Genomic DNA, 12,876 nt, shown 5'->3' with positions numbered 1-12,876 from the left:
AAAATGGGAAAGTAAGCGTGAACAAATGCTATAATGGAGTATAGTACATAGAAGGAATCAGTAGAATCGGACAGGGATGGTGTTCACGTTTGGGTAACGTAGATTTTGCGAGCTTGCCTTGGAATGTTTTTTGGGTTGGAGTCGCTTACTTTTTGGTCACAGGAGTCTTTTTCTGTCTTGGATTTATGCGATTGCTTTCGGAACGGGTGAAAAGTGGCATCGTATGCATGGTGATTGCAGTTGTCAGCGGTGGTTTTTTCTTGAATTATTTGTTTACTCATCACATTTAAAATTGGATAATCAAGCGAAAATCCTCGTCGGAGCTGGTAATCGATGGGGATTTTATTTTTGTCTTGTGTTTCCCGTTTCGATTGGCGAAAATGGAAGTGATAGGGGAATAATCGGATTGATGTCGCTTTCCTTCGGGGGATACCGATTCCAAAGCAACCATTCCTCACAAATTGGAAGAGACGATACATACAAGCTTTTGGATTTGGCAGTACATCAAGCAGAAACTTATTGGCTCAAAGGTTTATCAACAAATGACAATCAGGAATGTCAATACAACTCGCAAAAAATTACGAACTGATGCAGGCTGTTGATCAGTAAATCTTTTGTGACAAGTAAACACGTTGCATTTTGCATCTGACAGTGGTGGTCTGCGATGATCTACAATCGTGAAGCTGATGGGGGGAAAGTATACCAGCAGCTTCTTTTTTGTTCCGCGTTTCTACCGGGAAAAAACATGGTCAGAATGTAAACAGTTTGTAACGAGTTATCCCCCGAAACCGTCATATAATACGGTTACAAACAACTATTCAGCAAGCGTCTAACGTAAGACAAGGACCGGGTAATTTCCTTGTGAAACCATCCACAATAAGGAAGGTGTGATGCATATATAAGGGAGTAAGTGAACAGAAAACAACGAGATAGTGAGTAGTTCATCACATCCTGAATACGGGCAACGATGATGGGAAGAATTCATTTTCCATAAAGATAATGAACGAGACCAAACCCCGTTTTCTCACGATTCCAGAAACAGGGGTTTTTGCATTCATAGAGCACGCAATTCCCGATGTGTAATGACTGCCCCCAACAACAAATGAAGAAAACAGAACGGAAGTAAAAGGGGAGAATGCAGATGTTTTGCATGGCGAGCACGAAGAATCACCATAAAAATACGAAAAGGACGATGGGTACGAAAAGAATTAATAATCAGAACGAATTAATCACTCGCCAACATGCAACGATAGGAGGCCACCAGCATGCCTGAACCGATCAAAGCTGTAAGCAGCCGATACATGGCTGGGATCGACGGGCTTCGTGCGCTGGCGGTACTCGCAGTCATTATTTATCACTTGAATTACGACTGGGCACCCGGGGGATTGTTGGGTGTCGGTATTTTCTTCGTTTTATCGGGATATTTAATTACAGACTTATTAATTGCAGAATGGAATCGAAATGGCAGACTCGACATGAAAGACTTTTGGTTGCGCCGTGCTAGAAGATTGCTCCCAGCGCTTTTCCTCATGCTGTTTGTGGTGATGGCAGGGGTGGCTATCTTTTCGCCAGAGCAGTTGGACACCATCCGCGGAGATGTTGGAGCAGCCGTTCTTTACGTGAGTAACTGGTGGCTGGTCTTTCATGACGTATCTTATTTTGAAAAATTCGGTCCGCCTTCACCACTAGGCCATCTGTGGTCATTGGCAGTAGAAGAACAGTTTTATGTCATTTGGCCGCTGGTACTCGCTCTGGGACTCCGCTTCCTGAAGCGCAGGGGGCCAATTATGATCATTACTTTGGTGCTGGCTGCACTATCCGCCATCTCCATGGCCGTCATGTATGAGCCAGGTCTTGATCCGAGTCGTGTTTATTACGGAACGGACACACGGGTATTCGGGTTGCTGATCGGTGCCGCACTCGCCATGATGTGGCCGAGTCGCTTGCTTACGACGAACATTTCCCAAAAAGCGCGATTGACGCTTGATCTGAGCGGTCTCTTGAGCTTAGGAATTCTTTTGTACAGCATTTGGAACACGAATCAGTATGATGATTATTTGTACGAGGGTGGGCTCGTCCTCCTGTCAGTTGTCAGTGCTGTGCTGGTCGCAGTACTCGCACATCCGGCCAGCAGCTTGGCGAAATGGATGGGCTGCAAGCCATTGCGTTGGATCGGCGTTCGATCTTACGGGATTTATTTGTGGCACTACCCTGTTATCGTTTGGACGAATCCGTTTTTAGCGGACAGGGAGTGGATGGCGGTACCTGGAGCGGTTTTACAGCTCCTCGCAAGCATTTTGCTGGCATCGTTGTCATTTAAATATCTAGAAGAGCCTATTCGTTACGGTGCATTAGGCAGAATCTGGCATCGTTCCAATAAGGCTGGGCAGAAAACAAAACGGTTAAACCGTGTATTGGCTACTGGTTGCGCGATCGCTCTATGTGTCACGTATTATGGGATCGCTTCGCTCACGTCAGATGCGACCGCTGGAAATGTGACGCAGCCAACGCAGACGGTCACCGAGACGAAGGTCCCCGACAAGCCACATGGTCCTGAGGTGCCAATCGTAGAAAAGAAACCGGAAACGCCTCAAAAACCAGCTACTCCACCAACAAAGCCGAAAAACGAGCAGAAACCAAATAACAACGCACAAAAGCAGAAGCCTGTGGAGAAGCAGAAAGATTCGAATGCTTCCAAACAGCCTGATCAAAAACAAGAACCGATCAAAGCGATAGGCTCCGGAAAAGGAATCACGGTGATTGGTGACTCAGTCATGCTTGATGTGGCTCCATATCTGGAGAAACTAATGCCAGGGATCGTTGTGGATGCCAAAATCGGAAGGCAAATGTCGCAAGCTCCTGACGTGATTGCGCAGCTTAAAGCAAAAGGACAATTGGGAAATCGTGTTGTGATTGAATTAGGCTCGAACGGCGCATTTAGTAAAGGGCAACTCGATAAGCTGCTGCAATCGCTGGATGGCGTAGAGCAAATCATTCTCGTCAATTCTCGCGTACCTAAGCCGTGGGAAAGTGTTGTGAATAAGATGCTGGCGGAAACTGCTATAGCCCATCCGCATGTCGTGCTTGTGGATTGGTATGCCGCAAGTGAAGGGCAAAGCTCTTACTTTTACAAAGACGGTGTTCACCCGAATAAGGAAGGCTCGCAAAAATACGCGGCACTCGTGGCGAGTGCAATCGCGCCGACGGAGCCAGAGAAGAAGCCGGAAGTGAAAGAGGAAGAGAAAGCGGCAGAGACGGCAGTAGAAGAGGCAGGGCAGATGGAAGGGGCACTGGAGGCAACTGAGGAAACCCCTATGGAAGAAATGGTACAATAATACCAGAACAATTGCTGACTGAAACAAAGCAAGGGAAGACCAGTGAACCAAGTCGTTCGCTGGTCTTTTTTATGTGACAGTGTGTACAACCAAACATAATTTCCATCAAACGATAGCATATCAGCTCATGGACTTTTTGCGCACTCTCCTGTACGATAGCTAACGGAAGAATAATGCATCGGGTGAAAGAAGGAACAATCATGATTCGGTCGTACTTGCTATTGCTTTTTTGTGTGACGCTGTGGGGCAGTAATTTTGTGTTCGGAAGCATGTTGGTCAAAGAGTTTCCGCCACTGTTTTTGGCAGATGTACGCTTGCTTTTCACGTCTATGTTTCTGATCATTTACGCGTGGCTGACCAAAAAATTCGTAAAAATCACTGCTCGTGAGCTAGGACTTCTTGTCTTGCTTGGCTTGATCGGAACGCTGGCGAATCAAACGGCGTATTTCAATGGGCTCTTGACGACAGATGCGACAACGGCATCGCTGATTCTTTCCTTGGCGCCGATCGTCACTGCAGTGCTGGCTTCATTGTTTTTGAAGGAACAGTTTACCTTGCGTATGAAGCTTGGGTCTGGCTTGGCTCTATTGGGAACATTCTTCGTAGTCGGAATTGGGGCAGGACTCTCCATTTCCAAAGGAGTCTTACTCATTGTGATTGCCATGGTCACATTCTCGTCTTCCATGATCATCATTCGCAAACTGACGCAAACCATGCAGCCGTTTATTGCCACCGTGTACTCGACGACAGTTGGCACTTTGTTTTTGACTCCAGCGGCGCTGTTGACGATCGAGCCAGGGGCGCAGATCAGCCACGAAGTGTGGGCATGGGCGATGCTCATTTTGACCGCGATCCTGATGCAAGGAATATGTGGAATCGTCTGGAATCAACAATTAAAAGTGGTAGGGACGGGTAAAGCAGCTATTTTTCTTAACTTGCAGCCCTTTGTAGCGATGCTGGTCGGGTTTTTACTGCTTGGTTCCCAGGTAACGTCGATTCAAGTGGGAGGCTCCTTGTTGATTGTCGTGGGTGTGATTGTTGCCAGTGTTCAAAAGAAACAATCTGTTCAGCCATCGAAGACGGTATAGAGCATACTGCTTGTAAAAGATGAAAAGGAAAGCGTAGGCTTCGATTCGGAAGTGAGAGTTGCCCGAATCAATGCTTACGCTTTTTTTATCCAATATGACCTACATTTTGAAAGCTTTTCGCAATTGTGCCGACATCTCATCCAGCGATTCTTGAGCTTGCTTGATAAACGTATGGAATCCAGTGAAGGAATGGATCATGCCTTGTTCATTTCGATAGATGACATCGACACCGCTTTCACGTAGCTTGTCTGCAAACGCTTTTCCGCCATCTCGCAAAGGGTCGTATTCGGCTGTAATCACCATGGCAGGAGGCAGACCAGTGAAATCGGCTCCGTTGATCGGATCAAGATATGGATTTTGTCTATCGGCAGTCGGAGGTATATAGTGACCGAGGAACCAATTCAACAATTTCACATCTAGCAAATAGCCACTCGCATTTTCCTGCATGGATGGATAGAGATCGGTGTCCACAATTCCTACGGCTGGATTTATTAATAATTGAAAAACGATAGACGGGGCCTGACGTTCTTTCGCCATGAGACTCACTACTGCTGCAAAATTACCTCCTGCACTATCTCCGCCTACGGCAATCCGCGATGGGTCAATGCCAAACTGATCGGCATGCTCTGAAATATAGAGGAGAGAATCATAGGCATCTTCCAATCCTTCAGGAAAAGGATGCTCAGGAGCGAGCCGATAATCGATAGAAATGACCACACATTTTGCGTTATTTGCGAAGCTGCGACATACCGAGTCTACTGTTTCGAGATTACCGATCACGAATCCGCCCCCATGATAGTACACGAGTGCAGGGAAGGGTGCATGACCTTCTGGTGTGTAGATGCGAATCGGAATAGAACGGCCTTCTAAGGGAAGCGAAAGATTCTCAACCTTTTTTACCTGTTCAGGTTCTACGCCTGAGTCTCGATTTTGATCAGTCGCCATTCGCATAATCTGTGGTGTCAATTGGCTGAAATCAACATCATTGCGTGAGCGGTTGAAGACATCTAATATTTGTTGAATCTGTGGATGAACCGGCATGTGTATGACCCCCAATTCGTATGATATTTGGATGGTTTACAGAAACAGCGCAAGAAAAAAGCGTAAGCAATGATCCACAAAAGAAGTTTTCTGGAAATCACAAGCTTACGCTTTTCTCATGGAGAAACAATTAAGTGGTTTGTGGGGAGGGGAGTATACGATAAATCTTCCGTGGGCGCCCTCGATTCGTTGGCGTTTCTTCCCCAATGAGCTCGATGATGTTGTGTTCTGCTAAATCACTTAGTATTCTTCGCGCATTGCGAGGGGTCATGCCCATCCATTCTGCGATCATCGAGGCACTGATATATTTTTGCCCCAACGCTTTTTGAACGGAAATGATTTTGTTAAACGTCGTAATACTGACACCGGCTTTTTTCAGATTTTCACTGATTTCCTTGTCCTGTGTCCAATATTCGTAGGTGATGCTGTTCGTTTGACGCAGTGGTCCTTCAATCGAACCGTCATGGTCGACAAGAATGGCGGCATCTCTATGGTTTTTTGCATGGCCGAGAGCGAGCTGTGCATTGCGCTCAGCAGATAATGCTGTGACACCAAAGCCGATTCCCATATTGGCATGCGAATTGGTGAGCAGCTTGATTTTTTCCAAAAGGATCGTGGGGTGAAATTCTGGATTTTCTTCGAATGAACCCCGGGTGGAAAAAATGATGAACTTGGAATTGCCAACGGCGACGAAACTGCCTGATATCGACTCCGTGTAATCCAGCACTAGCTCCTGTAGCTTCAGGTCGAGGCGGCGTAGTTCGTAGGCGTTTGCAGGTTCATTTTCGAGCTTTTCCATGTCGGTTACCTCAATCAATTGAACAGCAATTTGGGAGCGCTTGAAATGGAGCGTTTCGCCCTCCTGCAAAATTTGCTTGAAAATCTCTCGAAATATGAAGCGCGTGAAGCCCATTCGGTATACTCTGATTCCTTGTCGTTTTAATTCCTCGGTGACGAAAAGCGTTCCCGTGACACAAGCGTCTACCTTGCGTTCCTGAATAAGGCGGGTGTGATAGGCTACCAATTCAGATCTCTGTCTGAATTCTTTATATGGCATTAGGTATGGATTCTCACAGTGCAGGCCCAATTCCTCTAAAGTCTCACGAAAATGTGCTTCCGAAATGGTATCGAAGCTCACGCGATCTAAAGAAAAGCCATCACGGTATACCAATTCGAGCAATACTTTGGTCAGGACACTTGAATTGACTTGTGGATAAAAGGATTTTTTCTTGCCAATATGCGCTTTTGCCATCGAATAGGGGGCGACTCCAGAGAAGAACCAGATGTCTGTTTCCATATCATTTTCGGCTACATAGGTAGGTACTTGTTCCACTCCTTGATAAATAAAGGAGGTGAGCAGGATGTGATCGGAAAACTCACGTCCCACAGCTACCATTGCATCTACTGAATCTTTTGGACCGACTATGCCAACTTTTATCATCAAAATGTCCTCCAAAAAAGTTAAACTACGGGATAAACAGTTCGTTAGGAAGGAGAGCCATCCTTTTTTCGGCATTTTAGTATGCCAGTCTTTCTTATATATATAGAATATAACCCATCGGATGGGCAAGCGAGCTGTAGCGACCACGAAGCTGTAAATAGGGATGTTTTAGGGAAAAATTCCGTATTAATGGTTGTATATTTGACAACTTTCGGCAAATTCCTTTATGAATCGATGCAAAAAATAAAAAAATCAGAATTGACATTAAATAATTACGGCACTATATTGTTGAATTAAGGAATGTTTTAGGTCAATTTCCGTTAAAGAGGTTGTTCAAAAGGAGGGCGCATTGAATTTTCTTAATCTTTTTGCAAGTCTGGACTAGGGGGTCGTATAGATGTCGCGTTATTTACTTAAAAGAATTCTGATGATGGTACTCACCTTGTGGATTATTGTAACGTTGACTTTTAGCCTGATGCACATGATCCCTGGTGATCCATTCGCGTCAGAGTCAGATCAGTTGCCCGAGCAAATTTTGTTGAATCTGCGTGCGAAATACAATCTGGATGAACCGCTTCCGATGCAGTATTTACTTTATCTAAAAAGTTTGGTCATGCTCGATTTAGGACCTTCTATTAAGTCGGAGACACGCGGTGTCAATGATATGATCAAAGATGGCTTCGGAGCATCTGCACTGATCGGTTTGCAGGCGATAGCGGTTGCGCTTTTTTTCGGACTTTTATTCGGAACAATTGCGGCATTAAACCGAAATACCTGGATTGATTATACGGCAATGGTCATGGCCGTATTAGGAATTGCTGTACCCAGCTTCATCATGGCGCCATTGCTCATTAATTACTTGGCAATCAAATTGCCGTTATTCCCAGTAGCTACGCTTACCAGCTGGAAACACTCGGTTCTGCCTTCACTCGCACTTGCTTTTGGACCATTAGCGATCATTACACGCTATATGCGTACCAGCATGATCGACGTGATGAACCAGAACTATATACGGACCGCTGAGGCGAAAGGAATTCCGACTTTTCTGATAGTGATCAAGCATGGAATTCGCAACGCTATTTTGCCGATCGTCACGTTTATGGGACCGCTTATCGCGGGGTTGTTAACTGGAACGTTCGTCGTCGAAAAGATTTTTGCGGTACCAGGGATCGGCAAGTACTTCGTCGATGGCATCTTCAATCGAGATTATCCCGTTATTCTGGGAACGACAGTATTCTACAGTGCCATCTTGGTGCTCATTATCTTCTTGATTGATCTGGCCTATATGTTCATCGATCCACGAATCAAACTATCGAGTAGGGGGAGGTAGCCAATGGCGGTAGATCAATCGGTAAATGAGTTGTTTCGACCTAGAGCTCAAAAATCAGATGGACAGATCGCCCAGATGCGACCGAGCCTGACTCATTTTCAACAAGTTACGAGAAAGCTCGTCAGAAACAAGCTGGCAATGGTGGGTTTTACCCTGATTGTTTTTCTGATTGCCATGGCGATCATTGGACCACATCTCGTTCCGTACAGCTATTCCGATCAGAGTCTCTTGAATGCGAATCAGGAAATTTCGAGCGAGCATTGGTTCGGAACAGATGAGCTGGGTCGTGACATGTTTTCACGGACATGGTACGGAGCGCGGATTTCACTGATTATCGGAATATCGGCAGCGTTAATTGATTTGGTCATCGGAGTGACTGTCGGTGGTATTGCTGGATACATGGCCGGTCGAGGCAAAAAGGGAGACCGAATCGATACCATCATCATGCGATTGATCGAGGTCTTGTACGGACTGCCGTACCTGCTCGTGGTGATCATGCTGATGGTTGTCATGGAGCCTGGAATTATTACCATCATCATCGCGTTATCTGCAACCGGTTGGGTAGGGATGGCTCGTCTCGTTCGGGGACAAATCCTGCAATTGAAAAACCAGGAGTTCATCATGGCTGCGCAAGTGCTGGGTGCCAAATTCCCTCGCATTCTGTTACGCCACCTGATTCCGAACACGATCGGAGTCATCATCGTGAACTTGACGTTTACCATTCCGTCGGCGATATTTGCAGAATCTTTCCTCAGCTTTTTGGGGTTGGGTGTGCAAGCACCAATCGCTAGCTGGGGCACGATGACTAACGACGCACTCGGCGTCATTTTGACAGGGGATTGGTGGAGACTTTTCTTCCCGGCCCTGATGATTTCTTTGACGATGTTTGCCTTCAATGTCTTCGGTGATGGCTTGCAGGACGCATTGGACCCAAGAATTCGCGAGTAACCTCGCCACGAAGATAGGAGGATCAGACATGGCGGATCATTTGCTACAAGTAGAAAACCTCCGCGTACATTTCAAAACGTACGGTGGAGAGGTACAGGCTGTACGGGGAGTTACCTTTCATGTTGATCGTGGCGAGACGCTTGCGGTAGTAGGAGAGAGCGGCTGTGGGAAGAGTGTAACCGCCCAAGCGATCATGGGCTTGATCCCGAACCCGCCGGGAAGAATCGTGGATGGTCAGATTCGTTTTGACGGAAAAGTCATCACGGGGATGAACAAGAAGGAATTGCTTTCGGTTCGTGGAGCTGAGATCGGGATGGTCTTCCAAGACCCGATGACAGCACTGAACCCGACGATGAAGGTCGGCGCTCAGATTGTAGAGGGATTTGTTCGTACCCATCAGGTCAGCAAAGAAGAGGCGCGTAAAAAAGCGATGGAGATGCTTCGACTGGTCGGTATCCCCGATCCGGAAAAACGTGTCGATCAATACCCGCATGAGTTTTCCGGGGGAATGCGGCAACGTGTCGTCATCGCGATTGCACTCGCCAATAATCCAAAGCTCGTCATTGCAGATGAACCGACGACAGCATTGGATGTAACGATTCAAGCACAAATCTTGGACTTGCTCCGAGAATTACAGGAAAAGCAGCAGCTCTCCATCGTGATGATTACACATGACTTGGGTGTCGTAGCCGAAATCGCGCACCGGGCCGTGGTTATGTATGCAGGAATTGTGGTGGAAACAGGCAAGGTAGAGGATATTTTCGCAAATCCGAAGCATCCGTACACATGGGGCTTGATGCGCTCTCTGCCGCGGATCGATGGTGTGGAAAAGGAACGACTGGTACCGATTGAGGGAACGCCGCCAGATTTATTCCACCCGCCAAAAGGTTGTCCGTTCGCTCCGCGCTGTCAGTTTGCGATGGAAATATGCGAGCAGCAAATGCCGGACGCTTCCACATTCACCGAGGGTCACCAAGCTGCATGTTGGCTACATGATCCACGGGCACCGAAGCTGGAAGAATTGGTGGCAGCAGGGAGGCAGACGTAGATGAGCCAAGCGTTGGTTGAAGTCAAAAATCTAAAAAAGCATTTTGAGATCGGCAATGGGATTACGCTAAAGGCAGTCGACGGCGTGACCTTCACCATTAATCGCGGCGAGACGCTCGGGCTTGTCGGAGAGAGCGGTTGCGGTAAGTCGACGTTGGGCAGAACGATGATTCGCCTCTATGAAAATACAGATGGAGAAGTTTTGTTCAAAGGCAAAAATGCACACCGTCTAAAAGGGAAAGATGCAGAGCAGTTCCACCGTGACGTCCAAATGATTTTTCAAGACCCGCAAGCAAGTCTGAATCCGCGCATGACTGTCATGGACATTATTGCGGAGGGCTTGGATATTCACGGCTTGTCCCGTGGTGCAAGAGCGGATCGGGTCAAAGAATTGCTGGAGCTGGTTGGTTTGTCTAAGGAACATGCGAACCGATTCCCTCATGAATTCAGCGGAGGCCAAAGACAGCGGATCGGGATTGCCCGAGCACTTGCGGTTGAACCGGAATTTATCATCGCGGATGAACCGATTTCGGCGCTTGATGTGTCGATTCAAGCGCAGGTCGTGAATCTATTAGAAGACTTGCAACAGGACAGGGGGCTGACTTACTTGTTTATCGCCCACGATCTGTCCATGGTGAAGCACATTTCCACTCGAATCGGAGTAATGTACCTCGGCAAAATGGTAGAAATGGCAAACAGCTTCGAGCTGTATGCAAAGCCACTTCATCCATATACACAAGCATTGTTGTCCTCGATTCCGATTCCTGATCCGACGATCAAGCGGGAGCGCATCATTTTGCAGGGCGATTTGCCGAGTCCTGCCAACGCGCCAAGCGGTTGTGTTTTCCGAACAAGATGCCCGAAGGCCATGGAGCAATGCGCGGCACAGATTCCGCAATGGCAGGAAGCCGCACCGAACCATTGGGTTGCTTGTCATCTCTATCAGTAGTTCGATTTTCTATCTTAATATATAGGGGGAAACAACGTGAAGAAATTAGCTGCCTTTGCCCTGTCGCTCTCGCTCGTCATTCCGGCTCTAGCTGGTTGCGGCGGTAGCGGCGAGTCAGCATCGACTGGAGGTACCACTACTCCAGGCGCTGCTGCCAAACAAGAAGTTGTGTTCAATGCCAAGTCTGAGCCACCAGACTTGAACCCGCTCACCTCGACGGATACCACGTCCTTCTGGATCATGGATCACTTGGGCGAAGGCTTGTACACCAAGGATAAGGACGGCAATCCGATCCTGGGACAAGCCAAGGAAGTGAAGCTGTCGGATGACAAGCTGAAGTATACATTCATTTTGCGCGATGATGTGAAATGGACCAACGGCGAGCCAGTGACAGCCGAGGATTATGCCTTTACGTACATGAAACACCTTGATCCGGCAACTGCTTCGACTACGGCTTACCTCCTCTATTACATTAAAGGAGCAGAGGCATACAACAAGGGCACAGGAAAAGCAGAAGATGTAGGGATCAAGGCTGTGGATGCAAAAACGCTCGAAATCGAGCTGGTTGCACCTACTTCATACTTTGACAAAATGCTGGCTACCCGTTACTGGCACCCGATCAACAAGAAGCAGGCGGAAGCCAATCCAAAATGGGCAGCAAATGCGGATACCTACATCTCCAACGGTGCTTACAAGCTTGTTTCGTGGAAGCATGACTCCGAGCTCGTGGTAGAAAAGAACGAGCATTATTGGAACAAGGCTGACGTAAAAATGGATAAGATCACCTGGAAAATGGTGAATGACGCCACGACTGCTTATCAGATGTACAAGAGTGGTGAGCTCGACTTCAACAAAGAGATGCCGTCTGACATCCTCGCGCAAGAAAAAGCGAGCCCAGATTTCAAATCCGTTCCTTACTATGGTACGTACATGTACATGTTTAACGTAACGAAAGAACCGTTTACGAATAAAAAGGTCCGCAAAGCTTTCGCCATGTCGCTTGATCGTAAAGCCCTGTCCGAAATGGTGAGCCAAGGTGGAGAGACACCAGCTTACTCCATGGTTCCGCGTGGTGCGATGCAACCAAACGGAAAAGACTTCCGAGAAGAAGGCGGAGATTACTTCAAAGAAGATTACGAAGCAGCGAAGAAGTTGCTGGCTGAAGGTATGCAAGAAGAAGGCTGGTCCACACTGCCAGACGTTACGCTGATGTACAACACCGATGAAAGCCACAAGAAAATAGCGCAAGCGATCCAAGAAATGCTCAAGAAAAACTTGGGCGTAGAAGTGAAAATGACAAACCAAGAGTGGAAAGTGTACCTGGATACAACGAAACAAAAGAACTACCAAATGGGCCGTATGGGCTGGGTAGGTCAAATCAACGATCCTGCATTTAACCTGGACTACTATTTGGGTGAAAGTCCGAACAACCGTACTGGTTGGGTAAACAAAGAGTATGATCAGTTGAATATGGCGGCAAAAGTTGAGCAAGATCCGAACAAGCGTATGGAACTGCTTCATCAGGCAGAAGCCATTTTGATGGATGACATGCCGTTCATTCCAGTCTACCACTACCAGCAAAACTATTTGGTGAAACCGAATGTAGAAGGTCTCACTTTCCCAGTCAACGCGTTCCCGAGCGCTCGCTGGGCAACCAAAAAATAGAAAAAAAGAGGAGCTTCTCCTCTTTTTTCTCT

The 12,876-nt window shown here is 47.2% G+C and carries 10 protein-coding genes; 8 read left to right on the top strand and 2 right to left on the bottom strand.

Going from position 1 to position 12,876, the window contains the following annotated elements:
* Window positions 1-89 precede the first annotated feature (89 nt).
* From HPY27_RS06940 to HPY27_RS06930, 3 genes are all read left to right on the top strand, one after another.
* On the top strand, window positions 90-290 hold the full coding sequence (locus HPY27_RS06940; RefSeq protein ID WP_017248292.1) for a hypothetical protein: 201 nt from the start codon (window positions 90-92) through the stop codon (window positions 288-290).
* A gap of 975 nt (window positions 291-1,265) precedes the next feature.
* The gene (locus tag HPY27_RS06935; protein ID WP_174224670.1) at window positions 1,266-3,335 is read left to right on the top strand and encodes an acyltransferase family protein; all 2,070 of its coding nucleotides are present in this window, start codon (window positions 1,266-1,268) and stop codon (window positions 3,333-3,335) included.
* 200 nt (window positions 3,336-3,535) lie between these two features.
* The gene (locus tag HPY27_RS06930) at window positions 3,536-4,423 is read left to right on the top strand and encodes a DMT family transporter (RefSeq protein WP_173621692.1); all 888 of its coding nucleotides are present in this window, start codon (window positions 3,536-3,538) and stop codon (window positions 4,421-4,423) included.
* Window positions 4,424-4,522: 99 nt separating this feature from the next.
* Here HPY27_RS06930 and HPY27_RS06925 read toward each other — a convergent pair whose 3' ends face one another.
* Both HPY27_RS06925 and HPY27_RS06920 read right to left on the bottom strand, forming a co-directional pair.
* Window positions 4,523-5,464, bottom strand: a complete 942-nt coding sequence (locus tag HPY27_RS06925) for an alpha/beta hydrolase (protein ID WP_174224669.1) — start codon at window positions 5,462-5,464, stop codon at window positions 4,523-4,525.
* Between the two features lie 130 nt (window positions 5,465-5,594).
* Window positions 5,595-6,905 (bottom strand): helix-turn-helix domain-containing protein, encoded by a 1,311-nt coding sequence (locus HPY27_RS06920; protein WP_174224668.1) that lies wholly within the window; start codon window positions 6,903-6,905, stop codon window positions 5,595-5,597.
* A gap of 397 nt (window positions 6,906-7,302) precedes the next feature.
* Here HPY27_RS06920 and HPY27_RS06915 point away from each other — a divergent pair, with 397 nt between their 5' ends.
* From HPY27_RS06915 to HPY27_RS06895, 5 genes are read left to right on the top strand one after another with little or no spacing between them, the layout of a single operon-like run.
* Window positions 7,303-8,235 (top strand): ABC transporter permease, encoded by a 933-nt coding sequence (locus HPY27_RS06915; RefSeq protein WP_017248300.1) that lies wholly within the window; start codon window positions 7,303-7,305, stop codon window positions 8,233-8,235.
* Between the two features lie 3 nt (window positions 8,236-8,238).
* On the top strand, window positions 8,239-9,183 hold the full coding sequence (locus tag HPY27_RS06910) for an ABC transporter permease (protein WP_174224667.1): 945 nt from the start codon (window positions 8,239-8,241) through the stop codon (window positions 9,181-9,183).
* A 28-nt stretch (window positions 9,184-9,211) separates the two neighbouring features.
* On the top strand, window positions 9,212-10,231 hold the full coding sequence (locus HPY27_RS06905) for an ABC transporter ATP-binding protein (RefSeq protein ID WP_026043061.1): 1,020 nt from the start codon (window positions 9,212-9,214) through the stop codon (window positions 10,229-10,231).
* Window positions 10,232-11,179, top strand: coding sequence for an ABC transporter ATP-binding protein (locus HPY27_RS06900; protein WP_026043062.1), 948 nt, complete (start codon window positions 10,232-10,234; stop codon window positions 11,177-11,179). It abuts the gene before it with no gap.
* A 36-nt stretch (window positions 11,180-11,215) separates the two neighbouring features.
* Entirely contained in the window at window positions 11,216-12,844 is a 1,629-nt protein-coding gene (locus tag HPY27_RS06895; protein ID WP_017248302.1) for a peptide ABC transporter substrate-binding protein, read from the top strand.
* Window positions 12,845-12,876 lie beyond the last annotated feature (32 nt).

It is taken from the genome of Brevibacillus sp. HB1.1 (assembly GCF_013332445.1).
Lineage (GTDB): Bacteria > Bacillota > Bacilli > Brevibacillales > Brevibacillaceae > Brevibacillus > Brevibacillus porteri.
The sequence above is the reverse complement of the archived record's forward strand: the minus strand, read 5'-3'. Positions and strand labels throughout refer to the sequence as shown.

Excerpts from the sequence above, each read along its gene's own strand:
- HPY27_RS06935 (WP_174224670.1), top strand. The coding sequence starts at position 1,266 with ATGCCTGAACCGATCAAAGCTGTAAGCAGCCGATACATGGCTGGGATC.
- HPY27_RS06930 (WP_173621692.1), top strand. The coding sequence starts at position 3,536 with ATGATTCGGTCGTACTTGCTATTGCTTTTTTGTGTGACGCTGTGGGGC.
- HPY27_RS06925 (WP_174224669.1), bottom strand. The coding sequence starts at position 5,464 with ATGCCGGTTCATCCACAGATTCAACAAATATTAGATGTCTTCAACCGC.
- HPY27_RS06920 (WP_174224668.1), bottom strand. The coding sequence starts at position 6,905 with ATGATAAAAGTTGGCATAGTCGGTCCAAAAGATTCAGTAGATGCAATG.
- HPY27_RS06915 (WP_017248300.1), top strand. The coding sequence starts at position 7,303 with ATGTCGCGTTATTTACTTAAAAGAATTCTGATGATGGTACTCACCTTG.
- HPY27_RS06910 (WP_174224667.1), top strand. The coding sequence starts at position 8,239 with ATGGCGGTAGATCAATCGGTAAATGAGTTGTTTCGACCTAGAGCTCAA.
- HPY27_RS06905 (WP_026043061.1), top strand. The coding sequence starts at position 9,212 with ATGGCGGATCATTTGCTACAAGTAGAAAACCTCCGCGTACATTTCAAA.
- HPY27_RS06900 (WP_026043062.1), top strand. The coding sequence starts at position 10,232 with ATGAGCCAAGCGTTGGTTGAAGTCAAAAATCTAAAAAAGCATTTTGAG.